We start from the raw sequence: 23,691 nt of genomic DNA, 5'->3' as shown, positions 1-23,691 counted from the left end.
CAAAGCCCGGCGCCGCTTATATGTCGGAGTATAGGGAGTGGATACTATGTCAGACACAAGCACGAGCCAGACCGAGCGTTCGGCGTTTCGATCCATCGATGCCGCCACCGGACTTGCGGTGGGTAATCCGATCGCGGTCCATGGTCCAGCCGACGTCGAGGCCGCCTGCGTTGCCGCCGACGCCGCCTTCGATGCGTATCGCGCGACCGGCAACGACGCGCGGGCCGATTTCCTCGAGCGGATCGGCGACGAGATCGTGGCGCTCGGCGACGACCTGATCGTCACCGCGATGCGCGAAAGCGGCCTGCCGCGCGCGCGGCTCGAAGGCGAGCGCGGCCGGACCGTCGGCCAGCTGAAGCTGTTCGCGGGCGTCGTCCGTCGCGGCGGCTGGATGGGGCTGCGGATCGACCCCGCGCTCCCCGATCGCGCACCGTTGCCACGTCCCGACCTGCGGTTGCGGATGATTGCGCTCGGCCCGGTCGCGGTGTTCGGCGCGAGCAATTTCCCGCTCGCCTTCTCGACCGCCGGTGGCGACACCGCGTCGGCGCTGGCTGCCGGTTGCCCGGTCGTCGTCAAGGGTCACCCGGCGCATCCCGCGACCGGCGCGATGGTCGCCGGCGCGATCGAGGCTGCGGTTGCGGCCTGCGGACTGCCGAAGGGCGTGTTCTCGCATCTGGTCGGTCCCGGCAACGATCTCGGTAGCGCGCTGGTGCAGGATCCGCGCATCGCCGCGGTCGGCTTCACCGGATCGCGTGCCGGCGGCCTGGCGCTCGTCAAGCTCGCGCAGGCCCGCGAAGTCCCCATTCCGGTCTATGCCGAGATGTCGAGCATCAACCCGGTCGTGCTGCTGCCCGAAGCCCTGAAGGCTCGCGGCGCGGCGCTCGGGACGGCGTTCGTCGGGTCGCTGACGATGGGTGCGGGGCAGTTCTGCACCAACCCCGGTCTCGTGCTCGCAGTCGAAGGCGAGGGGCTCGACGCGTTCGTCTCCGCCGCGGCCACCGCGCTGCCCGAGGCGCCCGCTGCGACCATGCTCACCGGCGGTATCCATGCCGCGTATGAGCAGGGTATCGCCGCGCTTGCGAGCCATGCGGCGGTGAAGGAGATTTCGCGCGGCAAGGTCGGTGAAGGCGTCGCGCAGGGGCAGGCGGCGTTCTTCGAGACGACCGCGGCGCAGTTCCTGAGCGACAAGGCACTCGGCCATGAAGTGTTCGGTGCGTCGTCGCTGCTGGTACGCTGCACGAGCGAGGACGAGCTGCACGCCGTACTGCGCGCCGCCGAGGGTCAGCTGACCGCGACGATCCAGATGGACGCGGGCGATGCCGAGATGGCGTCGCGGCTGATTCCGCTGCTCGAGCGCAAGGCCGGGCGGATTCTCGCGAACGGCTGGCCGACCGGTGTCGAGGTCGCGCATGCGATGGTGCATGGCGGTCCGTTCCCGGCGACCTCGGACGGCCGCACGACCTCGGTCGGCAGCCTCGCGATCGATCGCTTCCTGCGGCCGGTGTCGTACCAGAACCTGTTGCCCGAACTGCTGCCGGAGGTGCTGCGTGACGGCACGAGCGCGCCGCGGCTGATCGACGGCGTTCCCGCCCACTAATCGAAATATCGGGGGGCGAACCGTAACAACGGCGTCCCGACTAGGAAGAGACTGATGACTTTGCGCCTGTTGCAGCATGTTGGCGTCGACGGCACGCGATCGGTGATCGCGGCCACCAGCGAGGGGGCGGCGTTCGTTACCGGCGTAGACAGCGTCCGCGCGCTGGCCGAACGCGCGATCGCATCCGGCACCGATCTCGCCGGGGCGGTTTCGGCCTGCGGAACGGGCGACAGCGTCGATATCGCCGCCGAACTGGAGGCCGGTCGCCTGACCTCGCCGATCGATCATGTCGATCCCGCGCACCTGATCATGACCGGCACCGGCCTGACGCATCTCGGCTCGGCCGAGGGCCGCGACAAGATGCACCGCGCCGCCGCGGATGCCGAGAAGCAGACCGATTCGATGCGGATGTTCCTTGAGGGCGTCGAGGGTGGCAAGCCCGCCGCGGGGACGCGCGGGCAGCAGCCCGAATGGTTCTACAAGGGTGATGGCTCGGGTCTCGTCGCACCCGGTGCTGCGCTGACGATGCCCGACTTCGCCGAGGATGGCGGCGAGGAGCCCGAGCTTGCCGGGATCTACCTGATCGGTCCCGACGGCACGCCGTTCCGCCTGGGCCTGTGCCTCGCCAACGAGTTCAGCGACCACGTCACCGAGCGCCACAATTACCTGTGGCTCGCGCATTCGAAGCTGCGCCAGGCGTCGCTCGGGCCCGAACTGCTGGTCGGCAACCCGCCCCAGCATATCGAGGGGCGAGCCGCATCCACCGCGATGGCGCGCTGCTGTGGGAAAAGCCGTTCCTGTCGGGTGAGGCGAACATGTCGCACAGCATCGCCAACCTCGAGGCGCATCATTTCAAATATGATCTGTTCCGCCGTCCTGGTGACGTCCACGTCCATTTCTTCGGCACCGCGACGCTGTCGTTCGCCGATGGCGTGACGACGCGCGAAGGCGACGTGTTCGAGATCGAGGCCGCACCGTTCACGCTCCCTTGCGCAATACGCTGACCAAGGCCGCACCGCAGCCCGTCGTCGTGAAGGCGCTCTGAGAATGGCCGCTATAAAGATCGCGGTCGTCGGCATGGGCAAGATCGCCCGCGACCAGCATCTCCCCTCGATCGCCGGTAATCCAGACTTCGAGTTCGTCGCGAGCGTCAGCCCGCGCGATCCCGGCGTCGAGGGTGTCGCCAACTTCAAGTCGCTCGAGTCGCTGCTCGCCGACGGTCCGGCGATCGACGCGATCGCGCTCTGCACCCCGCCACAGGTGCGCTACGAGCTGGCCGCGATGGCACTCGCCAAGCGCGTGCACGTGTTCCTCGAAAAGCCGCCTGGCGCGACGCTGGCCGAGGTCGATGCGCTCGAAGCCCAGGCAGCCGAGACCGGTACGACGCTGTTCGCCGGCTGGCATTCGCGGTTCGCAGCCGGTGTCGCGCCGGCCAAGGCGTGGCTCGCCGACCGGCAGATCCAGCGCGTGTCGATCGTCTGGCGCGAGGACGTTCGCGTCTGGCATCCGGGGCAGGCGTGGATCTGGGAGCCGGGCGGGCTTGGCGTGTTCGATCCCGGCATCAACGCGCTGTCGATCGCGACCGAGATCCTGCCGCAGCCCTTCTTCCTGACCGCCGCAACGCTGTCGACGCCCGCCAACCGCGCCGCGCCGATCGCTGCAGACCTGACCTTCCGCAGCGCCGCCGGCACGCCGATCAGCATGGATCTCGACTGGCGCCAGACCGGCCCGCAAAGCTGGGACATCACCGTCGATACCGATGCCGGTACGCTGAGCCTCGCCAAGGGCGGCGCGGTACTCACTTTGCCGAGCGGCACGGTGCATAACGACGACGAGGAATATCCCGGCCTCTACACCCGCTTCGCCGCGCTGATCCGCGGTGGCCAAAGCGAAGTCGACACGACCCCGTTCACTCTCGTCGCCGACGCATTCCTGCGCGGCACCCGCAAATCCGTGGAGGCTTTCGATGATTGAGGCAAAAATGACCCGCACGCTGAAGGGCCTCGCCGCCGCACTGCTGCTCTCGACCGCCGGCATCGTCGCCGCGCAGACCGAGGCGCCCGCCTCCGCGCCCACTTCGGCCGGGGCGACCGTCACGGTTCACGCCGATACGCCCGGCCCGACCTATGATCGCCGCATCTTCACGCAGTTCGCGGAACATCTCGGCACCGGCATCTATGGCGGGCTGTGGGTCGGCGAGAAGTCGAAGATCCCCAACGTCCGCGGCTTCCGCACCGACGTCGTCACCGCGTTGCGCGGCATCGGCGTGCCCGTGGTGCGCTGGCCCGGCGGCTGCTTCGCCGACGAATATCACTGGCGCGAGGGGATCGGCCCCAAGGCCAAGCGCCCGGTCAAGATCAACACGCATTGGGGCGGCGTGACCGAGCCCAACACGGTCGGCACGCACGAGTTCATGGACCTCGCCGGACAGCTCGGCGCCGAGGCCTATATCGCCGGCAACGTCGGCAACGGCACGCCGCAGGAAATGGCGGAATGGGTCGAATACATGACCTCGCCCTCGGGAACGCTCGCCGACGAGCGCGCCAAGAACGGCCACAAGGCGCCGTGGGCCGTCCCGTATTTCGGCGTCGGCAACGAGCTGTGGGGCTGTGGCGGCAACATGCGCGCCGAATATGCCGCCGACGTCACCAGGCGTTATGCCACCTTCATCAAGGCGCCCAAGGACACGCGCGTGATGAAGATCGCGAGCGGCGCCAACGTCGACGACTATAACTGGACCGAGACGATGGCGCGCGAGCTGGTCGGCAAGGTCGATGCGCTGTCGCTGCATTACTACACCGTCCCCGGCGGCTGGCCGCCGCGTGCGTCGGCGACCGTGTTCGACGAGCGCGGCTGGGCCGAGACGCTGTCCGAGACGCTTCGGATGGACGAGCTGATCACCAAGCATTCGGCGATCATGGACAAGGTCGATCCGAAGAAGACGATGTGGCTCGCGGTCGACGAATGGGGCACCTGGTATGCCGGCGATCCGGGCACCAACCCCGGTTTCCTGCGCCAGCAGAACACGCTCCGCGATGCGCTGGTGACGGCGATCAACCTCAACATCTTCGCCAAGCATGCCGACCGCGTGAAGATGACCGCGATCGCGCAGATGGTGAACGTGCTGCAGGCGATGATCCTGACCGACGGCAGCAAGATGGTGCTGACGCCGACCTATCACGTGTTCGCGATGTACAAGCCGTACATGGACGGCACGGTGCTGCCGATCGACATCAAGTCGCCTTGGTACAACAAGGACCAGTGGACGATGCCGTCGGTCAGCGCCTCCGCCGTGCGCGGCAAGGACGGCGTGGTGCGGATCGCGCTCTCGAACCTCGATCCGAACAAGCCGACCAGCGTCTCCGCGGCGCTGCCGGGCGTGACCGCGCAAACCGTCACCGGGCAGGTGCTGACCGCGCCGACGATGACCGCGCTCAACACCTTCGAGGCGCCCAATGCGGTCGCACCGACGGCCTTCAACGGTGCCAGCCTCAGCGGCGGCACCTTGTCGGTGACGCTGCCGCCGATGTCGGTGGTGATGCTCGAACTGAAATGATCGTGACGCCCGCCGGAGCAACCGGCGGGCGCACAGACCGGGAGAGAGACGATGGCCGCACCACGATGGGCGACCGGACTGATCGCGCTTACGCTCGCGACTGGCGTGACGGCGCAGACCGCGGAGGCGCCGCCGACACGCGGAGCACTCAACGCCAGCCTGACGGGAGACATCGCGCCGGTCCATGACCCGGTCATGATCCGCGCGGGGGATACCTATTACGTCTACGGTACCGGGCTCGACGGCCAGATGCTGAGCGCCCGGACGTCGCCGGACCTGGTCCACTGGACCGCAGGCACGCCGCCGCTGTCGCGCCTGCCCGACTGGGCGACCAAGGCGGTGCCGGGCACCAAGGGGATGTGGGCGCCCGACATTTCGCGCGGCACCGATGGGCGCTACCGGCTCTATTATTCGGTCTCGACGTTCGGCTCGAACCGCTCGGCGATCGGCCTTGCGACCAGCCCGACGCTCGATCCCAAGGCGCCCGGCTATGGCTGGCGCGACGAGGGGCTGGTGGTGATGTCCACCGCCAAGGACGATTTCAACGCGATCGATCCCAACCACGTCGTCGATGCGCAGGGCCGCGAATGGCTGTCGCTCGGCAGCTTCTGGACCGGCATCAAGCTGTTCGCGCTGAACCCCAAGACCGGCAAGCTGCTCGATCCGGCCGCGAAACCATACGCGATCGCCCGCCGTCCCGCACCCGCCGGCGGCCCCGCGCCGGTCGAGGCGCCGTTCATCATTGGGCATGGCGGCTATTACTGGCTGCTCGCGAGCTACGACTATTGCTGCAAGGGCGTGAACAGCACCTATTACACCGTCGTCGGCCGATCGAAGGCGATCAACGGACCGTATCTCGGCAAGGACGGCAGCGCGATGATGCAGGGCGGGGGACGATCTTTCTCCGTGCCGATCTTCAGGAGCAGCAACGCTTTCGCGGGCCCGGCCATCCCGGCGTGATGCACGACACCGACGGCAAGGATTACGTCGTCTACCACGCGTACGACCGGACCAAGAATGGCGCGCCGACGCTGCGGATCGCGCCGATAAACTGGGGCGCCGATGGCTGGCCCGTAGCGGAGTATTGACGATGACGGACCTGAACCGCCGCCTGTTCCTCGCCGGCGCCACCGCGGCATCGGCCAGCGGCGCGATCGCGCGACTGCCCGGCGGCACGCCCGCCGCCGTCCCGGTGCCAAACAATCCGGTCGTTCGCCAACGCGCGGATGCGCAGGTGTTCCGCCACACCGACGGCTATTATTACCTGACCGGGTCGGTGCCCGAATACGACCGGCTGGTGCTGCGGCGTTCGCGCACGCTCGCCGGGCTGACGACCGCGCGCGAGCAGATCCTGTGGCGCCACCTCGCCAGCGGGCCGCTGTCGGGCTTCATCTGGGCGCCCGAGCTGCACCTGATCGACGGCCGCTGGATCATGTACTTTGCCGCCGGCCCGAGCGGTGGCGGCGAGGACGTGTTCCGAATCCGTACCTATGCGCTGGTCGCCGACGGCCCCGATCCGATGACCGCGCGCTGGTCGGTGCTGGGCCAGCTCAAGACGCCATGGGACAGCTTCAACCTCGATTCGACCTCGTTCGTCCACCGCGGCACGCGCTATCTGTGCTGGGCGCAGCGCGAGCCGGGGATCGAGACCAACAGCAACCTGTATCTCGCGCCGCTCGCCACGCCGATCACGCTCGCCAAGCCGCCGATCCGGATCGCGGTGCCGACGCTCGACTGGGAAATCCAGGGCTACAAGGTCGCCGAAGCGCCGTCGCTGCTGGCGCGCAACGGCAAGCTGTTCATCACCTATTCGGCGAGCGCGACCGACGCACGCTATTGTCTCGGCCTGCTGACCGCGGACGCCAATGCGGACATCATGAAGGCGGAGTCCTGGACCAAATCGCCGAAGCCCGTGTTCGTCTCGTCGTCGGTGACGGGCGTCTATGGCCCCGGCCACAACAGCTTCACGGTCGACGAACAGGGGCGTGACGTCCTCGTCTATCACGGCCGTGACTATGCCGCGATCAAGGGCGATCCGCTGTTGGACCCGAACCGCCACACCCGGATGCAGCGGCTGTATTACACCGCCGACGGCACGCCCGATTTCGGCATCCCGGTCGGTAACGGACCGGTGCCCGACCGGTTCTCGCCGGCCAGCGACAAGACCGCCTTCCTGCGTCACGACGGCGACAGCGTCTCGGTCGGGCGCGGCGACATTCCTCCAGCCAGTTCCGGCAGATGCCGGGGCTCGCGGGCAGGGGAGCGTTTCGCTGGTGCCGATCGATGCGCCCGATCGCTATCTCGTCGCGCAGGCCGACGGACGGATCGGTCTTGCGACGAAGGACGCGAGCCGCGCCTTTGCGGAACGCGCGAGCTTCCTGCCGCAGCCGGGTTTGAGCACCGCAAGGGCGTGACCTTCGCCGCGCTCGGCAAACCCGGTAGCGTCTTGCGTCACACCGGCGGCGGCTTGGCGCTGGGGAGCGCGACGCGCCCCGCCGACCGTGCCTCCGCCACGTTCCTGGTGAGCTGAGGATGACGCTGTCGCTCGACCGCCGCACGCTGCTCACCGGCACCTTGGCCGCCACCGCGATCGGCGCCGCAGGTCCGGCGCGCGCGAAGGACGCGCCGCGCCTGCTCGCGCCGACCCCGCCGATGGGCTGGAACAGCTGGAACAGTTTCGCGACGACGATCACCGAGGCGCAGGCGATCGAGACCGCGACGATCATGGCGGAAAAGCTGCTGCCGTCGGGCTATGATATCTTCACCGTCGATATCCAGTGGTACGAGCCGGGGGCAAGCAGCTACACCTACGCGACCAAGCCGAAGCCGGTGATGGACGATTATGGCCGGTTGCTGCCCGCGCCGAACCGGTTCCCGTCGAGCGCGGGCGGCAAGGGATTCCGCCCGCTCGCCGACCGCGTCCACGCGCTCGGCCTGCGGTTCGGCATCCACCTGATGCGCGGCATTCCGCGGCTCGCGGTGGAGCGCAACCTGCCGGTGTTCGGCACGAAATACCGCGCCCGCGACATCGCCGACACCGCCAGCATCTGTGCCTGGAACCCGGACATGTACGGCGTCGACATGCGCAAGTCCGGCGCGCAGGCCTATTACGATAGCGTGTTCGCGCTCTACGCGTCCTGGGGCGTCGACCTGGTCAAGATGGACGATATGAGCCGTCCCTATGACGCGCATGCCCCCGAGATCGAGGGCGCGCATGCCGCGATCGTCGCGACCGGGCGCCCGATCATCCTCAGCCTCTCGCCCGGGGAAACGCCGGTCGCCCGCGCCGATCACGTTCGGCGTTTCGCGCAGATGTGGCGGATCAGCGACGATTTTGGGACGAATGGCCGTTGCTCGAAGCGCAGTTCACCCGGCTGGAGAACTGGAACGCGCACCGCGTGCCCGGCGGCTGGCCCGACGCGGACATGCTGCCGCTCGGACGCCTTGCGCTGGGCGCGCGCGATACCAAGTTCACGCCCGACGAACAGCGCACGCTGATGACCCTCTGGTCGATCGCCCGCTCGCCGCTGATCATGGGCGGCGACCTGCGTCATCTCGACCGCCCGACGCTCGACCTGCTGACCAATCCCGAGGTCATCGCGGTCAATCAAGCGAGCTACGACAACCAGCCACACTTCGTCGCCGATGGCATCCGGGTCTGGTCGGCGCGTGTGCCGGGATCGAAGGATCGCTATCTCGCGCTCTTTAACACAGACAAAGAGAGCGGTCCGTGCAGCTTCGCCTCGACATGATCGCCCTCAACGGGCCGGTCGGCGTCCGTGATCTCTGGGCGCGGCGCGATCTGGAGCGGGCGTCTGGTACGCTGACGAAGCGCCTGCCATCGCACGGTGCAGGGCTGTATCGGCTTACCTCCGGCTGACCTTTCTGCGGGCTTTATCCGGCACATTGCCTGGCAAATTAACGCTTGCATCAATGCCCGCGTTCTCATAGCGAATGTCCGAGTAATACCGACTGCGGATAAGGTCGGATGGACATGCCAGGGAGAGGCCAAATGGCGATGAAATCGTTGATTCTGTGTTCCGCATCGATCGCAGCCCTGATGCTAGGCGCGCCCGCCAATGCGCAGGCCGTGCCGACCACGCCGCAGGATCAGGCCGACCTGCCGGCAACCGGTACGCCCGCGCGCGTCGATGGCGACACCGTCCAGACGCCGCCCGCGCCCGGCCAGCCCGCCACCGACCAGGGTGCAACCGACCAGACTGACGAGGATATCGTCGTCACAGGCGTCCGCGCCTCGATCGTCGGCGCGCTGAACGTCCGCAAGAATTCGATCCAGATCGTCGATCTCGATCGTCTCGGAAGACGTCGGCAAGCTGCCCGACAACAACGTCGTCGAGGCACTCCAGCGCGTCACCGGCATTCAGGTCACCGACCGCGCCGGCGGCGAAGCGGCGACGATCACCATCCGAGGTCTGACCGATCCGTTGACGACGCTGAACGGGCGCAACATCTTCACTGCGGCGGGCACGTCCTTCGCCCTGCAGGATATCTCCGCGAACCTCGTCAAGCAGGTGGACGTCTACAAGACCCGCTCGGCCGACCAGCTGGAAACGGGTCTGGCCGGGCAGATCGACGTGCAGACCCGGCGCCCGTTCGATTTCGACGGCTTCGCGATATCGGGCCTCGCCCGCGGGCTCTATTCGGAACTCGCCGACAAGGTGAACCCGAACGCCGCGCTGCTGATCAGCGACCGTTGGGAAACCGGCATCGGCGATATCGGCTTGCTCGTGAACGGCAGCTACACGCGCGCCGAATTCCGCAACCAGAATTTGCAGGCCGGCGCGATCGTGCCGTTCGCGACGGAAAACCCGACGGCGGGTTCGGGCCTCGCCCCGCTGGAGCGCATCTTCCCGGGTGACAGGAACCAGAACTGGACGCCGGGGCTGGATGCCGGCCTGCCGACCGCGCCGGGCTCTACGCTCAACATCAACGGCGTCGATACGCCATATTATCTGTCGAGGGACGCGGTCATCGCGTCCGATCTTTACGGCAAGCGCGACCGTCGCGCGGTCAATGCAGCGCTGCAATGGGCGCCCAACGACCGCTCGGTCTACACGGCGGAAGTCTTCTACACCGGCTTCAAGGGCAAGACGTTCAACAGCCTGAACTTCAGCTTCGTCGACTGGTGGGGCGACCTGCCGGCCAATCCGGGGTCGAGCTTCGAGCTATTCGACGGGACGAACATCATCAAGTCGCGTCAGGCCGGATCGGTCGCGGGGTTCAACAGCGGCGACACCGCCACCAGCAAGACCGACAGCTATGTCTATGCATTGAACGCCAAGTGGGACGTGGCCGACCGCGGCAAGATCTCGGCCGACCTCACATATCAGGACAGCAAGAACGAGACCTCGTTCTTCGCCATCCGCACCGATCGCGGGCCGCTCGACATCGACGTGGATTTCAACGCGGGCGGTGGGCTGCCGTCCTACAGCTTCGGCAATCAGGCCGTGCTGACCGACGCGACGGCATGGACGGTCGGCAACCTGTTCGACAGCGGTACCAAGAATACCGGCAGCGCGCTGACGATGATGCTGGACGGCGAATATTCATGGGACGACGGATTCCTGCGCCGCATCAAGTCGGGCTTCCGCTTCGACGACCGCAAGGCCGACACTTTCGTGCGCGACCAGGGCGCGGGGGCTGGGCACCACGCTGGCGGCCTTCGGTGAAGGCCAGCCCTTCACCAACAGCGGCTTCTTCGGCGGTCGGGCGGACATTCCCACGAGCTGGGTGCAGGCGGATCCCCGCACGATGGACCGGGATGCCGTCCGCACCCTGTATCGCGCCGTGGCGCCCGGCCTGTTGCTCTCCGATCAGCTGAGCTTCGGCCAGGTGTTCGGCATCTCGGAAACGAACCTGGCCGCTTATGCCCTTGCCGATGGCGAGGTCAGCATCTTCGGGCGTCCGCTGCAGCTTCAGGCAGGCGTGCGCTATGTGGCGATCGACACCGATTATGACTATTTCGATCGCGGTGCGAACTTTGCCCGGACGAGCGTGTCGAACGGTTCGGAAAAGTGGCTGCCTTCGTTCACCGCGCGCTATGCGCTCACGGACAATCTGCGCATCCGTTTCAACTATGGCGAGACGCTCCGGCGTCCCAGTTTCGGTGATCTGAACCCCAATCCCGTGCTCACGGGCGACCTGTCGCGCATCGGCTTCGGTTCGGGGACGTCGGGAACGGCAAACCTCACCCCGACCCATTCGAAGAACATCGATCTGGCGGTCGAATGGTATTTCGAACGCAACAGTGCGATCTATGTGACGGCCTTCCGTCGCGAGATCGACGGGTTGGTCGTGCCGCTGACGGTGCGTGAATCGATCCCGAACAACTATCTGCCGCGCAACGAGACCTATACCGAATCGTTCAACATCACCCGTCCGGTGAACGCGTCGGACGGTGTGCTGAAGGGCGTCGAACTGGGCCTGACCTATTTCCCGAGCTACCTGCCCGGTCCTTTGAACGGGCTAGGGGTCACCGGCAGTGCCACGATCCTGGATTCCGAACAGACCATCCCGCTCACCAACGCTGCCGGAGAGATCACCGGATCGACGAAGTCGGCGTTCTTCGGCGTATCGAAACTGTCGTACAATGCGACGCTGGCCTACGATACCGGGCCGATCGGCGCGCGTCTGTCGTACGTCTGGCGCAAGGGCTTCCTGCAGAGCAACGAAGCCCGGTCGTTCGCCAATCCGATCGGCTTCTGGCGCGCCCCGGAAAAGAGCCTGGACTTCCAGCTGACCTTGAACGTGAACAAGGATATCGGCTTGACCTTCGACGCGGTGAACCTGACCAAGGCGAAGCAGCAGAATTATTACAAGTTCGGCGACGTCGGTAACCCCGAGCAGTTCAACTCCAGTACGCTGCTGATCGACCGCACCTTCGCCATCGGTGCGCGCTACACGTTCAAGTAATTCGGCCGAGTAATTACGACCAAAAAGGAGAGGCGGAATGTTCGGACGCGTTATGAGGCCGATCCTCCGCCTCGCCTTGCTGATCGGGGCGGCCGTCCCGGTCGTCGCCGCGCCGGCGGTGACCGCACCGCCGCTCGACACCCAGCGCATCGCCCGCGACCGGTTCGGCAACGACGCGCCCTGGTACGAAAACCGCATCCTGTTCTTCGAATCCGCCGATCCCAGGCTCGACGCGGTCTATTATTACCGCTGGTCGCTGTTCCGCGCGCACCAGCGCGATCTCGGCGCCGACGGGTATATCTCGACCGAGTTCCTCGACGACGTCGGCTGGCAGCTCGAACCCTATGCCAGCCTGAACGACGCCACCGGATTCCACCTCGGGGAAGGGCGCTGGCTGCGCGACCGGCGCTTCGCCGACGATTATATCGATTTCATGTACCGGCGCGGCAACGACCGCCACTTCACCGATTACATGGCGGATTCGGTCTATGGCCGTTTCCTCGTCGACGGCGACCGCGAAGCCGCGACCCGCCACCTGACGGCGATGCGGCGGCTGTACGCCGCGTGGAACGACCATTTCGACACCAGCAAGGGACTGTACTGGGTCGAGCCGCTGCTCGACGCGACCGAATACACGATCTCCTCGATCGACGCGTCGGGCGGCAAGGACGGCTTCCGCGGCGGCGACTCGTTCCGCCCGTCGATCAACGCGTACATGTACGCCAACGCCCGCGCGATCGCCCGGCTGTCGACCCTGACCGGCGACACGGCCGGCGCCGCCCGATACGACGCGCGTGCCGCCGCGATAAAGGCCCGCGTCCAGGCCAGCTTGTGGAGCGAACCGCTCGGCCACTTCATCGATCGCTACAAGGTCGACAATGCGTTCGTGAAATACTGGGCGCCGATCCGCGGACGCGAACTCGTCGGGTATCTGCCCTGGACGTTCGACCTCGCTGACGACGATGCGAAGTTCGCGGGCGCCTGGACGCATCTGCTCGGCAGGGACGGGCTGGGCGGCCCCGCCGGCATGCGGACGGTCGAGCCCAGCTACGAACATTACATGCGGCAATATCGCTACGAAGGCACCGCGCCCGAATGCCAGTGGAACGGCCCGATCTGGCCGTTCCAGACCACGCAGGTGCTGATCGGCATCGCCAACCTGCTCGATCATTATCACCAGTCGACCGTGACGCGCGGCGATTACATGCGGTTGCTGCGGCAATATGCGGCGCTGCATTACCAGGGCGACCGGCTCGACCTGGAGGAGGATTACCACCCCGACACCGGTCGTCCGATCGTCGGGCTGGCGCGCAGCCATCATTATTTCCACTCGGGGTTCGCCGACCTGATCCTGACCGGGCTGGTCGGGATACGCCCACGCGCGGACGACATGCTCGAGGTCAATCCGCTGCTGCCCGGCGCTGCCGATCCGCAAGGACTGGCGTGGTTCCGGATGCAGGACGTGCCCTATCACGGCCACAGCGTCGCGGTGACGTGGGATGTCGACGGCCGGCATTATGGCGGCGCGCCGGGCCTGACGATCGAGATCGACGGGCGGCGCGTCGCGCACAGCCCCACGCTGTCGCGCCTCGTCGTACCGGTCGCGCGCGCGGCCGTTCCCCAACTCGACCGACCGATCGACCGGCCCATCGACCGTACCGTGCAACTCGTCCGCGGCGCCTTCCCCAAGGGCAGCGCGTCGAGCGCCACCGACGCGGAAAACGTCCATGATGCGATCGACGGTCGCGTCTGGTTCTTCCCCGAACTCGCCAACGGATGGTCGTCCGCCAAGGTGCCAGCCGCATCGTCGCCCCAGTCGTCACCCAAGCCGTCGACCTCGCAGTGGTATGCGGTCGACTTCGGCAAACCGGTGACCGTGACGCGTGCGGAACTGGCGTTCTTCGCCGACGGCAAGGACTTCGCCGCCCCGCGCTCGCTCCGGATCCAGATCTGGGATGGCACACGCTGGACGCCGCTCGGTGCGCCGGCCACACCCGTCGCGAACGGCATCACGGCGGTCGGGTGGACGCCCGTCTCGACCAGCAAGATCCGGGTCAGCTTCCCCCAGGCACCGGCGACGCGCACCCGGTTGGTCGAGTTCAAGGTCTTCTGACCGCCGCCATTCGCCAGACCGGCGGCGCGTGCGTGCGGCCTTGCTTCGTCAGGCGAACCGGACCCGGTTCACGCGCACCTGCGGTATCCCGAGCCGTTCCGAAACCCAGCCGGTTCCCGCCATGCGGACCGGCACGACGATGCGCCCGAACGCCACACGCCCGAACGCGACACGCTGCGTGATCGATGCATAATCGGTGGCCTCCTGCCGAACCGCGCTCATTGAAACGTCGCCCCGGCCGCCATCGCCTTGGACGGGCTCAGACCCTGTTGTTCGAGGAACTGGTTGAGCCCGGCGACGAGTTCCTGCGCGGCGGCGCTGGTCAGCGCGATCCGGCCGACGACGACGCGGTCGACGCCGGGCGGTTGCCGCGTGTGATCGCAGCGCGCGCTCTCCAGCGTCAGCACGATCACGCCGTTCAAATTGGCGAGCCCGGTGAACCCGGTTGCGAAGATTTCCGGCGCGAACGGATTGTCGACGATCGGGGGCGAGGCCGCGGGGCGGATGGGTTCCGGTGCCGAGACACCCTTGATGGCAACGCGCATACTGGACCTTTCACGAAGCGGACGAGGCTGCTGCCCGCCACGTCTCGCTAGGATCGGCGGGTGTCCCGCGAATGTCGTGCGCCGCGTCGTGTGACATGATTGCGACATACCCGGACACGACCGGGCCGATCGACGGGCGCGCGGGGCGGTGGGACAGGCAGTGTTACAGGCTTGCCATCTCCCGACACGGCGGAACATTTTGGGGAAACATGCCCCCCATAGCGCCGCGGTTCACCCCCGGAGACGCAGGCATGAAGTTCGATTTTGGCGCCGGTTCCCTGGCCTTGGTCATGGCAGGGACGCTGGGAACGCCCGCGCGTGCGCAGACGGCTCCCCGACGACCCCGTCGCCCCGTGCCAGCGCGTCAACGGCCAAGCCTGTTCCGCTACCCGCTGGCGCTACGGCGTCGCCGACCATCAAAACCCTGCGCGTCGAGGGTTCGCAGCGGATCGAGCCCGAGACCGTACTCAGCTACACCAAGCTGCGCATCGGCAAGCCCTACACCACCGAGACGCTCGACCAGGCGCTGAAGGATCTCCAGGCCAGCGACCTGTTCGCCGATTACTCGATCGCCGGCGTCGCCGATGGCAACATCGTGCTGCGCGTGCGCGAGAACCCGATCGTCAACCGCATCGTGATCGAGGGCAACAAGGCGCTGAAGAGCGACAAGATCACCAAGGAGATCAAGCTCGCACCGCGCCAGATCTTCACGCGCACCGCGGTCCGCCAGGATATCGCCCGGATCCTCGAACTCTATCGCCGCCAGGGCCGCTTCGGCGCGGTGATCGACCCGAAGATGGTCAATCTCGACCAGAACCGCGTCGACGTCGTGTTCGAGATCAGCGAAGGCCCCAAGTCGAAGGTCCGCCAGATCAACATCCTCGGCAACACCGTCTTCTCGCAGGACCAGATCCGCGCGCAGATGGCGACCAAGCAGGCGCGCTTCAAACGCCTGCTCTCGTCGGCGACCAGCTACGACCAGGATCGCCTCAGCTACGACCAGCAGAAGCTCCGCCAGTTCTATCTGACGCAGGGCTATGCCGATTTTCGCGTGACATCGGCCGTGGCGGAACTGACGCCCGACAAGAAGGACTTCATCATCACCTACGTGGTGGAGGAGGGGAAACGCTATAAATTCGGCGACGTCACCGTCGACAGCCAGATCCGCGACTTCGACGGCAAGAAGCTCGCCGCCACGCTGCCGCTCAAGAAAGGCGACTGGTACAACGCCAAGCTCGTCGAGGATTCGGTCGACAACCTCAGCCAAACCGCAGGCCTGTTCGGCTACGCCTTCTCCGAAGTGAACCCGGAGTTCGCGAAGGACGCCGACACGCTGACGATGGGGATCAACTTCAACATCGCCGAGGCCAAGCGCACGTACGTCGAGCGCATCGAGATCAACGGCAACACACAGACCAAGGACAAGGTCGTCCGCCGCGAAATCCGCCTCGCGGAGGGCGACGCCTTCAACAGCTTCCAGGTCAAGCGCTCGGAGGACCGGATCAATTCGCTCGGCTATTTCCAGGACAAGATGACGATCAAGCAGCTGCCGGGCTCCGCGCCCGACCGTGTGATCCTGGAAACCAACCTCGAGGAGAAATCGAGCGGCGAGCTGCAATTGTCGGCCGGGTATTCGAGTCTCGAAAGCTTCATCGCCTCGGCCAGCATCACGCAGCGCAACTTCCGCGGCATGGGCCAGGAACTGCGCGCCAATGCCAGCCTGTCGAGTTATTCGAAATCGGTCAGCCTGGGCTTCACCGAGCCCTATATGTTCGACACCAACATCGCGCTCGGCGGCGACATATTCCGCCGCGACTACAGCTCGTACAGCACGACCGGCGACAGCAACGACACCACCTACGAACAGGTCTCGACCGGCTTCCAGATCCGCGCGGCCGTTCCGCTCACCGAATATTGGTCCGCCACCGCGCGCTACGGGCTGTCCTACGACCAGGTCACGCTCGACGAGGACACATATTACACCAACGGCGCGTGCGATCCGGCGATCGCCGGCGCGTATCTGTGCGACGCGGTCGGCAACCGCTGGACCTCGTCGGTCGGCTATTCGCTGGTGTTCGACAATACCAACAGCCGCGTCCGCCCGACCAAGGGCAGCAAGCTCAGCATCAGCCAGGATTTCGCGGGCCTCGGCGGGGATACCAAATATATCCGGAGTACCGCCAACTACACCAAGTACATGAACCTCGGATCGAGCTTCATCCTGTCGGCGCATGCCGAGGGCGGCTATATCAAGGGGCTGGGACAGGACGTCCGGCTTACCGACCGCTTCTATCTCGGCGACCCGCAGATGCGCGGCTTCGACATCCGCGGCGTCGGCCCCGCGTGACGCGCACCTATTACGACACCTCGACCGTCCCCGCGACGCTGTCGACCAGCGACAGCTCGAACACCCAGACCGCGCTCGGCGGCACGACCTATTACCAGGCGCGCCTCGAACTCGAACTGCCGATGGGGTCGGGCGCGCGCGAGCTTGGCTTGCGTCCGTCGATCTACATGGACGTCGGCGCGGTGTTCGGCGGCAAGAAACCCACGCTCACCGACACCTGCGCCGCCGCCAACGCCGCCTCGGTCGCGTGCGTCGCCGGCACCCGCCAATATACCGATGGCTCGGGCAATCTCCTGTACCTCGATACCGCCGGCGCCAGTACCACCACCAACACCGGCACGCCGTACACCTATTCGCTCGGCACCTATAAGGAGACCTATTCGGGCAACACCGCCAGCCCGCGCCTGTCGGTCGGCGTCGGCGTCAACTGGACCTCGCCGTTCGGTCCCTTGCGCATCGATCTGGCGAAAGCACTGCTCAAGGCCCCCGGCGACGACGACAAGCTGATCACGTTCAATATCGGCGGGCAGTTCTAGACGGGCGCGTGGCGGTCGATCCTTACTCGGGGCGTTGCGCGAGGGCGCGCGCGAATTGCCGGAGGACCGCCGCCAGTCATCCGCGGGATAGGATATAGTTGACCAGGCCGACCACGCAGGCGAGTGTTATTTTCGTCCAATAGAGTCGTTGCCGATCTAAAACAGTTTGACCTCGGGCCGACGATTCGTGTTCTAAACCTACTCGGTCTGGGGAGGCCGTGGGCGTGTCTTACACCGCAGTGCGAGGGTAAAACCCGGAGAGTAAGTGTCGAACTATGTCGACCACTCTCCGTGGCTTGGCAGGTGTTGACGCGGTATTTGGTTCAAGCGCTATCCGGGGGATTACGTCAGTGAGAGAAGGGGTGTTGACCGTCTTCCAGCGCATATGGGGGCGCTTCGGGAGGCTTTGCGGGTGCCGCCGCTCGTTACGCTTGCCCGGACGCAGTTTTCTGGCGGCGGTCGCTGTCATTCATGCGGTGACGAGGTGGCGATCAGCGAAACCGAATGCACCGGTTGCTGGTCCGAACGCCACGTTTGACGACGCTGCTTTTTCGATAAAGAGAATTTGATCATGACAACTGCTGGTTCGCGGGGGCGAGGTCGTTCGACCTGGCTCTATCTCCTCGCGGTGGTGTTGGCGGCCTCCGCCGGATTCTGGGTTGCTGCGATCTCGTTTCAGTACAAGCTGAAGCCGTATTTCTATGCGGTGAAGATCATCAACAAGGTGTCGGCGTTCGATCCGAACAAGGACTTCGTGTACCGAACCTTGTCGACGTTGTTCATCGAGCAGCCGTATCGAAAGGACGTCACGTTCCTCGGGGACTCGATCGTCGCGTTCGGCAAATGGGACGTGCTGCTGAAGGGGATCGACGTCGACAACCACGGTATTCCGGGGGATACGACGCAAGGCCTGCTGCTGCGCCTGAGCCGGAACGAGGTCGTCGGGCGGACCGCGATCGTCATGCTGGGCGTCAACGATCTCAAGATGGAATTGCCGCGCGCAGCGACCGAGGCGAACCTTCGGGGCATCCTGCAGGCGCTCCGCGGCAAGCGCGTGATCCTGGTCGCGACGCTGAAGACCGGCATCCCCTCGACCAATGCAAAGCTCGCCCCGATCATCGAATTTGAGCGAAAACTCTGTATGGCCCCCACCTGCACCTACCTAAACCCCAATCGCGCTCTGGCGCCGATGGGGTATTTGAAGCCCGAATACACAGTGGACGGCGTGCATCTCAACTGGCGTGGTTATCGTACGCTCGCCAGTCAGATAGCAGCCGCCGAGTTCTGATCGGCCCAGCGCGCGATAGGTGCACCGCCCGCGCGAAGTCGGATCGAGACCAATCGCTGCGGCCCAATCCTCAGCGCGCCGAACTCGGTGGCGGGGGCTTGGACCGAGGAATTGATGTCCAGCTAATTCCCAGACATAGCCCTTGAGCGCCTGCCTGCAAACGATGCCGCTACGGACTAGCACTCGCCTCACGGCCAAAGTCACCGACGCTGCATCGGGCATTTCGAGAAACAGACGAAGTTTGGTGCACCCGACTGGATTCGAACCAGTGGCCTCTGCCTTCGGAGGGCAGCGCTCTATCCAGCTGAGCTACGGGTGCCGGATGGCTCGCCTAGCAAAGCGAAACAGCGCGCGCCAGACGTTTTCGCGTTTACGGCGCTTCGGGTGTCGGATCGGTGAGCGCGTCCGGTGATACAGGCGTCACCGATTTGCTCTTCGGTGCGGGCGACTTGGGTTTGTAGGCGCAGAGATCGCTGACGATGCAGCGCCAGCATTCGGGCGTCCGCGCCTTGCAGACATAGCGGCCGTGCAGGATGAGCCAGTGATGCGCGTGGAGGCGGAACGGCTGGGGGTGGCCTTGTCGAGTTTCAGTTCGACCGCGAGCGGGGCCTTGCCGCGGGCGAGGCCGGTGCGGTTGCCGACGCGGAAGATATGCGTGTCGACCGCGAAGGTCTCCGCGCCGAATGCGACGTTGAGCACCACGTTCGCGGTCTTGCGGCCGACGCCGGGCAAGCGCTCCAAGGCGGCGCGGTCATTCGGGACTTCGCCGCCGTAATCGTCGATCAGCATCTGCGAGAGCGCGATTACGTTCCTCGCCTTGGTGTTGAACAGCCCGATCGTCTTGATGTGGCGCTTCAGCTCGTCGATCCCAAGCGCGACCATTTTCTCCGGCGTGTCGACCTCGCGGAAGAGGGCGCGCGTTGCCTTGTTGACGCCGATGTCGGTGGCTTGCGCGGACAGCGCGACCGCCACGACGAGCGTGTACGGATTGACGAATTCGAGTTCGGTCTCGGGGTGCGGGTCGGCCTCGGCCAGACGCGCGTAGAACTCGATGACGTCGGCCTTCTTCACCGCGTCACAGCCCGAGTACGTCGCCCATCCGGTAGCGGCCGGCGGGCTGGCCGGCGAGCCAGATCGCGGCACGGACCGCGCCGCGTGCGAAGATCGAGCGATCGTCGCCGCGGTGGTTGAGTTCGATCCGCTCGCCTTCGCCTGCGAAGATGACGCTATGGTCGCCGATCACCGATCCGCCGCGCAAGCTGGCGAAGCCGATCGTGCCTTCGGTGCGCGCGCCGACCAGGCCGGCGCGGCTGTCGACGCGCAGTTCGGCAAGCGATGATCCGCGGCCCTTGGCTGCGGCGTCGCCGAGCAGGAGCGCGGTGCCCGACGGTGCGTCGACCTTGTGCTTGTGGTGCATCTCGACGATCTCGACGTCCCAGTCGGCGCCCAGCCGCGCGGCGGCCTCGCGGACGAGGATGCCTAGCAGCGTGACGCCGAGTGAGGTGTTGCCGGTCTGGAGGATCGCGATGTCGGCGGCGGCGGCGTCGATCATCGACTGGTGCTGCGGCGACAGGCCGGTCGTGCCGATCACGATAGCGGTACCAGCAGCGCGCGCGGCGGCGAGATGGGCTTCGACCGCGGAGGGGTCGAGAAATCGACCAGCACGTTGGCGGTCCGCGCGAGCGGGGCGGGTCTTCGCCGGCATCGACGCCGCCGGCGAGCGACGCGCCCGCCGCCTCGATCGCATCGACGATCGCGCGGCCCATGCGTCCGGCGCTGCCGTAGATGCCGATCGCGGGCGAACTGGTGGCGGTCGGGGCGGGGTGGGGCGCGAGCGTCTGCATGCGTCGCGCTTTGCACCAAGCGGCGGTTCGGGGACAGGGGGAGCGGTAGCCTGAGGCAATTTCTCCGCGAAAGATGACGTGGTCGGCGGTGCGGTACCGGCCATGCGCTGTCGGCCTCAGGGACGGGCGATCAGGTCCCGCACGAGGTCGAGGTCGGCTGGCTTGTCGACGTCGATCGCCGCGAGGCCGAACGGAGTCGCCACCGCGGCGGCGTCGAGGCCGGCGAGACGTCCCAGATGCGCGAGCGCGGCGACCAGCGTCAGGCGACCGGACATGTACCGGACCAGCGTGCCGATCCCGAGCCGGCGGACGATCCGCCAGGGCCGCTTGCGATCCGCCTCGACCTGCGCCCACAGATCGAGTGCGGCGACCGATCGGGGGTGGCGAAGTGGAACAGGTTGCAGCCCGACCACGCGCCATCGGCGAAGCGGAGATAGGTGCGGCGCGTGCCTGGTGCGGCGGCCTCGATCACGTCCTGGCGGGCGAGCAGCGCGGCGACGTCGGCGTGCGCGGGTGCGTCGGCGAGGAAGCGCGTGATCCATTCGGGTCGGAGCAGCGCGTGATCCGCGGTGGTGACCAGCAGCGGCGTGCCGAGTGCCTCGATGCCGTCGCGGACGCTGCGGCTGGGGCCGGATGCGGCGGTCAGGACGGTGAGGCCTAGCGCGGTGGCGGCGTCGCGGACGGCATCGTCGGAAACCGAGACTGCGATCCGCGTCGCGCCGGCCTCGCGCAGCGCCTGCGCGACGCGGGCTAGCAGGGTCTGGCAGTCGAGTTCGATCAGCGCCTTGTGCGAGACGCCGGCATAGGCAGCGACGGGGTCGACGCCGCCGCGCGATCCGGCAAGGATCAACGCGCTGAAACCTTGGTCAGCAGAGGCGCTCATACCGTCTTGGCTCCGGTCTGCGCCCGCGCGCGCCAGACCCGCCAGAACACGCCGGGTGCAGCGAGGATCGGATGTTTCTCGCGCCACGGGGTCAGCGGCACGGCGACACCGGTATGGCGCTCGACCTTCCAGATGCCGTAGCGGGCGGCGCCCTCGAAGGTGAAGGCGGCGCGTACCAGGCGGGCGACGTTGATCGGTTTGCCGGCGCGGCGGCGGTGGGCCCAGGCCTGGAGCAGGGCGCGACGTCGTGCCGGCGGCAGGTCGGGCTTCAACATGCCGGCCTCGTCGCGGAAGGCGATGCCGTCGGCGGTCCAGGCGAGCGGGAGGAGTTCGCTATATCGGCCTGGGTCGAAGCCGAGGATCTGCCCCTCGCGGCCCTTGCGTTCGACGCGGAGTTCGGCGGCGTAGGTCTGGCGGAACAGCGCGCGCCAATACTCGTCGGCGGTGCCCGTCTCGGGGCCGAGCGCGGCGGCAAAGCGCGCGGCGGACTTGGCCGCGTCGGCAATGGCCTCGGCCACCTGCCCCGCGGTATCCGGATCGCGGACCCAGACGAGCGCGGAGGGTTGCACGAACCGCGTCCAGATCGTCGTGTCTAGCGTCCGCGCCGCCGCCGCCTTGGCAAAGGTCGCGAGGCGCATGGTCGCGATCTTGGCGCGCAACGTCTCGCCGTGCAGGTCGAATTCCCGATAGCTGACGGTCGGCCACATGCCGCGCTCGGGCGGGCCTGCGGTCAGCACGTAGAAATCGAGCACGCCTTCGGTCGCGCCGGTGCGCAGGTTCGAGCCGTAGAACAGCACCGCCACAGTCCCGACCGCGCTCTCGGCGAGTATCGCAGAGACGTCGCGGACCGCGGGGATGGTGGGGACGTGCAACTGGCGGCGGACGACGTCGCCGAGCGTGATCACGGGACGACGAAACTGAGCGCGCGCGCTTCGCGGACGGTCAGGTCGCCGCCGGGATAGACTTCGCCGTCGAGAATGAAGCCCGAGTCGATCGACAGGTCGAAGCTCGGTGTATCGATCCGGTGATAGCCCGCGCGGTCGAGCCAGGCGGCGGGCGAGCCGGCGACGATCAGCGGCGTCGCGGCGGCGAGCCAGCGCGGCGGCGCGTCTACCACCAAAGTCTTCAGTCCGGCGCGCGGTACGCCGAACGGACGGATGCCGATCGGCATGCGCTTCAGCGTCGAGGCGAGCAGGATGTAGCGTGCGCGATCGGTGTCGGCATGCTTGCCGGCGGCGTGTGCGCCCTCGTCGCCGCGGGACTGGAAGCGGATCCGCATCCGGTTGCCGGCGCGCCACGCGCTGTTCGCGCCGCCGAACAGCGTCTGCAGGATCGCCCAACACAGCGCGAGCCCGACCGCGACACCGTTGAAGGCGCCAGCGCGGTGGGTGCGCTGCGCGAGCGCGGTGGCGTCGACGAACGCACCGGCGCCGAACAGGAAGCCGCACAGCTTCGCGCCGCTGTCCTTGCGGATCACCTCGACCGGGCTGCGGAGCTTCACGCGACCATGGCGCGCTGCGGTCAGCGCCTGATCGAGCGTCCAGGTGTCGGGAATGCCGAGATCGAGCGCGAGCGCGTTGGTCTTGCCCGAGGGAACGATCGCGACGCGCGGTGCGGCACCGGTCCAGACGCGCGCGGCGGCGGTCATCACGTCGCGGATCGTGCCGTCGCCACCGTCGATCACGAGCAGTTCGATGCCGTGGCGCGCGAAATCGGTCAGCACCTCGGCCAGCTCGGCCTGGGTACGCGGCGTGACGGCGAGGACGGTGCCGGACAGGAACGGCTTGGTCGCTTCGACGCTGCTGCGGTTGCGATGGCTCTTCGGGTTGCAGATGATGCCGGTGCGAATCTTCGCGGCTGCCTCGCGCGGGTTCACGCTGGCGCGTTCGGACGCAGCCGAATCGAACATCCCCTCAGGCAGCCACGCGGGCGCGACTGGAGGGGAGAGCGATTGCCTGCCAAAGGCGTCGAAGTTCGAAACAGCATCAGCCACGATATAGAGATACCCGTCACGGTACAGAACCGCTACAAATTTGTGTCAGCAAGATT

The 23,691-nt window shown here is 66.7% G+C and carries 14 protein-coding genes, 1 tRNA gene and 7 pseudogenes; 13 read left to right on the top strand and 9 right to left on the bottom strand.

Translation table 11 applies throughout. The features are described 5' to 3' along the window. The first annotated feature begins 46 nt into the window (after positions 1 to 46). From AC0IX7_RS11055 to AC0IX7_RS11005, 11 genes and pseudogenes are all read left to right on the top strand, one after another. Positions 47 to 1,597, top strand: a complete 1,551-nt coding sequence (locus tag AC0IX7_RS11055; RefSeq protein WP_471811894.1) for an aldehyde dehydrogenase (NADP(+)) — start codon at positions 47 to 49, stop codon at positions 1,595 to 1,597. A gap of 54 nt (positions 1,598 to 1,651) precedes the next feature. Next, a pseudogene (gene araD1 / locus AC0IX7_RS11050) lies at positions 1,652 to 2,642 on the top strand (AraD1 family protein). 2 nt (positions 2,643 to 2,644) lie between these two features. Further along, entirely contained in the window at positions 2,645 to 3,571 is a 927-nt protein-coding gene (locus AC0IX7_RS11045) for a Gfo/Idh/MocA family protein (RefSeq protein WP_471811892.1), read from the top strand. Positions 3,572 to 3,578: 7 nt separating this feature from the next. Continuing rightward, positions 3,579 to 5,153 carry an alpha-N-arabinofuranosidase gene (locus tag AC0IX7_RS11040; RefSeq protein WP_471813845.1) on the top strand — a complete coding sequence of 525 codons (1,575 nt, stop codon included), beginning with the start codon at positions 3,579 to 3,581 and terminating at the stop codon, positions 5,151 to 5,153. Between the two features lie 51 nt (positions 5,154 to 5,204). Beyond that, positions 5,205 to 6,241: pseudogene (locus AC0IX7_RS11035) on the top strand (arabinan endo-1,5-alpha-L-arabinosidase). Between the two features lie 2 nt (positions 6,242 to 6,243). Beyond that, positions 6,244 to 7,683, top strand: a pseudogene (locus AC0IX7_RS11030) (family 43 glycosylhydrolase). A 2-nt stretch (positions 7,684 to 7,685) separates the two neighbouring features. Then, a complete protein-coding gene (locus AC0IX7_RS11025) occupies positions 7,686 to 8,651 on the top strand; it encodes a hypothetical protein (protein WP_471811890.1) in 966 nt (321 codons plus the stop codon). Next, the gene (locus AC0IX7_RS11020) at positions 8,579 to 8,905 is read left to right on the top strand and encodes a hypothetical protein (RefSeq protein ID WP_471811888.1); all 327 of its coding nucleotides are present in this window, start codon (positions 8,579 to 8,581) and stop codon (positions 8,903 to 8,905) included. The genes AC0IX7_RS11025 and AC0IX7_RS11020 overlap by 73 nt, the downstream gene beginning before the upstream one ends. Then, positions 8,884 to 9,033 (top strand): hypothetical protein, encoded by a 150-nt coding sequence (locus AC0IX7_RS11015; RefSeq protein WP_471811886.1) that lies wholly within the window; start codon positions 8,884 to 8,886, stop codon positions 9,031 to 9,033. The genes AC0IX7_RS11020 and AC0IX7_RS11015 overlap by 22 nt, the downstream gene beginning before the upstream one ends. Before the next feature lie 132 nt (positions 9,034 to 9,165). After that, positions 9,166 to 12,086 (top strand): annotated as a pseudogene (locus AC0IX7_RS11010) (TonB-dependent receptor). A gap of 37 nt (positions 12,087 to 12,123) precedes the next feature. Continuing rightward, positions 12,124 to 14,199 (top strand): MGH1-like glycoside hydrolase domain-containing protein, encoded by a 2,076-nt coding sequence (locus AC0IX7_RS11005; RefSeq protein ID WP_471811884.1) that lies wholly within the window; start codon positions 12,124 to 12,126, stop codon positions 14,197 to 14,199. A gap of 48 nt (positions 14,200 to 14,247) precedes the next feature. Here the strand turns inward: AC0IX7_RS11005 and AC0IX7_RS11000 are convergent, their stop codons facing one another. Next, on the bottom strand, positions 14,248 to 14,421 hold the full coding sequence (locus tag AC0IX7_RS11000) for a hypothetical protein (protein ID WP_471811882.1): 174 nt from the start codon (positions 14,419 to 14,421) through the stop codon (positions 14,248 to 14,250). Continuing rightward, positions 14,418 to 14,744, bottom strand: coding sequence for a hypothetical protein (locus tag AC0IX7_RS10995; protein WP_187502750.1), 327 nt, complete (start codon positions 14,742 to 14,744; stop codon positions 14,418 to 14,420). Before AC0IX7_RS10995 ends, AC0IX7_RS11000 begins: the two co-directional genes overlap by 4 nt. Positions 14,745 to 14,995: 251 nt before the next feature. Between AC0IX7_RS10995 and bamA the strand changes: the two are divergent. Both bamA and AC0IX7_RS10985 read left to right on the top strand, forming a co-directional pair. After that, positions 14,996 to 17,627 (top strand): annotated as a pseudogene (gene bamA / locus AC0IX7_RS10990) (outer membrane protein assembly factor BamA). Positions 17,628 to 18,198: 571 nt separating this feature from the next. Further along, positions 18,199 to 18,915, top strand: a complete 717-nt coding sequence (locus AC0IX7_RS10985; RefSeq protein ID WP_471811880.1) for a GDSL-type esterase/lipase family protein — start codon at positions 18,199 to 18,201, stop codon at positions 18,913 to 18,915. Positions 18,916 to 19,157: 242 nt separating this feature from the next. Here the strand turns inward: AC0IX7_RS10985 and AC0IX7_RS10980 are convergent. The 7 genes and pseudogenes from AC0IX7_RS10980 to AC0IX7_RS10950 form a co-directional block, all read right to left on the bottom strand. Then, a tRNA-Arg gene (locus AC0IX7_RS10980) sits at positions 19,158 to 19,234 on the bottom strand. Positions 19,235 to 19,285: 51 nt separating this feature from the next. Then, a pseudogene (gene nth / locus AC0IX7_RS10975) lies at positions 19,286 to 19,986 on the bottom strand (endonuclease III). Between the two features lie 4 nt (positions 19,987 to 19,990). Beyond that, a pseudogene (gene dapB, locus AC0IX7_RS10970) lies at positions 19,991 to 20,759 on the bottom strand (4-hydroxy-tetrahydrodipicolinate reductase). Positions 20,760 to 20,875: 116 nt separating this feature from the next. Next, a complete protein-coding gene (locus tag AC0IX7_RS10965) occupies positions 20,876 to 21,034 on the bottom strand; it encodes a hypothetical protein (RefSeq protein ID WP_471811879.1) in 159 nt (52 codons plus the stop codon). Further along, the gene (locus AC0IX7_RS10960; RefSeq protein ID WP_471811878.1) at positions 21,019 to 21,642 is read right to left on the bottom strand and encodes a nucleotidyltransferase family protein; all 624 of its coding nucleotides are present in this window, start codon (positions 21,640 to 21,642) and stop codon (positions 21,019 to 21,021) included. The genes AC0IX7_RS10965 and AC0IX7_RS10960 overlap by 16 nt, the downstream gene beginning before the upstream one ends. Next, entirely contained in the window at positions 21,639 to 22,547 is a 909-nt protein-coding gene (locus AC0IX7_RS10955; protein WP_471811876.1) for a hypothetical protein, read from the bottom strand. Before AC0IX7_RS10955 ends, AC0IX7_RS10960 begins: the two co-directional genes overlap by 4 nt. Beyond that, on the bottom strand, positions 22,544 to 23,635 hold the full coding sequence (locus AC0IX7_RS10950; protein ID WP_471811874.1) for a diacylglycerol/lipid kinase family protein: 1,092 nt from the start codon (positions 23,633 to 23,635) through the stop codon (positions 22,544 to 22,546). Before AC0IX7_RS10950 ends, AC0IX7_RS10955 begins: the two co-directional genes overlap by 4 nt. Positions 23,636 to 23,691 lie beyond the last annotated feature (56 nt).

Source organism: Sphingomonas sp. AC411 (assembly GCF_979253035.1).
The sequence above is the reverse complement of the archived record's forward strand: the minus strand, read 5'-3'. Positions and strand labels throughout refer to the sequence as shown.

Excerpts from the sequence above, each read along its gene's own strand:
- AC0IX7_RS11055 (WP_471811894.1), top strand. The coding sequence starts at position 47 with ATGTCAGACACAAGCACGAGCCAGACCGAGCGTTCGGCGTTTCGATCC.
- AC0IX7_RS11045 (WP_471811892.1), top strand. The coding sequence starts at position 2,645 with ATGGCCGCTATAAAGATCGCGGTCGTCGGCATGGGCAAGATCGCCCGC.
- AC0IX7_RS11040 (WP_471813845.1), top strand. The coding sequence starts at position 3,579 with ATGACCCGCACGCTGAAGGGCCTCGCCGCCGCACTGCTGCTCTCGACC.
- AC0IX7_RS11025 (WP_471811890.1), top strand. The coding sequence starts at position 7,686 with ATGACGCTGTCGCTCGACCGCCGCACGCTGCTCACCGGCACCTTGGCC.
- AC0IX7_RS11020 (WP_471811888.1), top strand. The coding sequence starts at position 8,579 with ATGCTGCCGCTCGGACGCCTTGCGCTGGGCGCGCGCGATACCAAGTTC.
- AC0IX7_RS11005 (WP_471811884.1), top strand. The coding sequence starts at position 12,124 with ATGTTCGGACGCGTTATGAGGCCGATCCTCCGCCTCGCCTTGCTGATC.
- AC0IX7_RS11000 (WP_471811882.1), bottom strand. The coding sequence starts at position 14,421 with ATGAGCGCGGTTCGGCAGGAGGCCACCGATTATGCATCGATCACGCAG.
- AC0IX7_RS10995 (WP_187502750.1), bottom strand. The coding sequence starts at position 14,744 with ATGCGCGTTGCCATCAAGGGTGTCTCGGCACCGGAACCCATCCGCCCC.
- AC0IX7_RS10985 (WP_471811880.1), top strand. The coding sequence starts at position 18,199 with ATGACAACTGCTGGTTCGCGGGGGCGAGGTCGTTCGACCTGGCTCTAT.
- AC0IX7_RS10965 (WP_471811879.1), bottom strand. The coding sequence starts at position 21,034 with ATGTCCGGTCGCCTGACGCTGGTCGCCGCGCTCGCGCATCTGGGACGT.
- AC0IX7_RS10960 (WP_471811878.1), bottom strand. The coding sequence starts at position 21,642 with ATGAGCGCCTCTGCTGACCAAGGTTTCAGCGCGTTGATCCTTGCCGGA.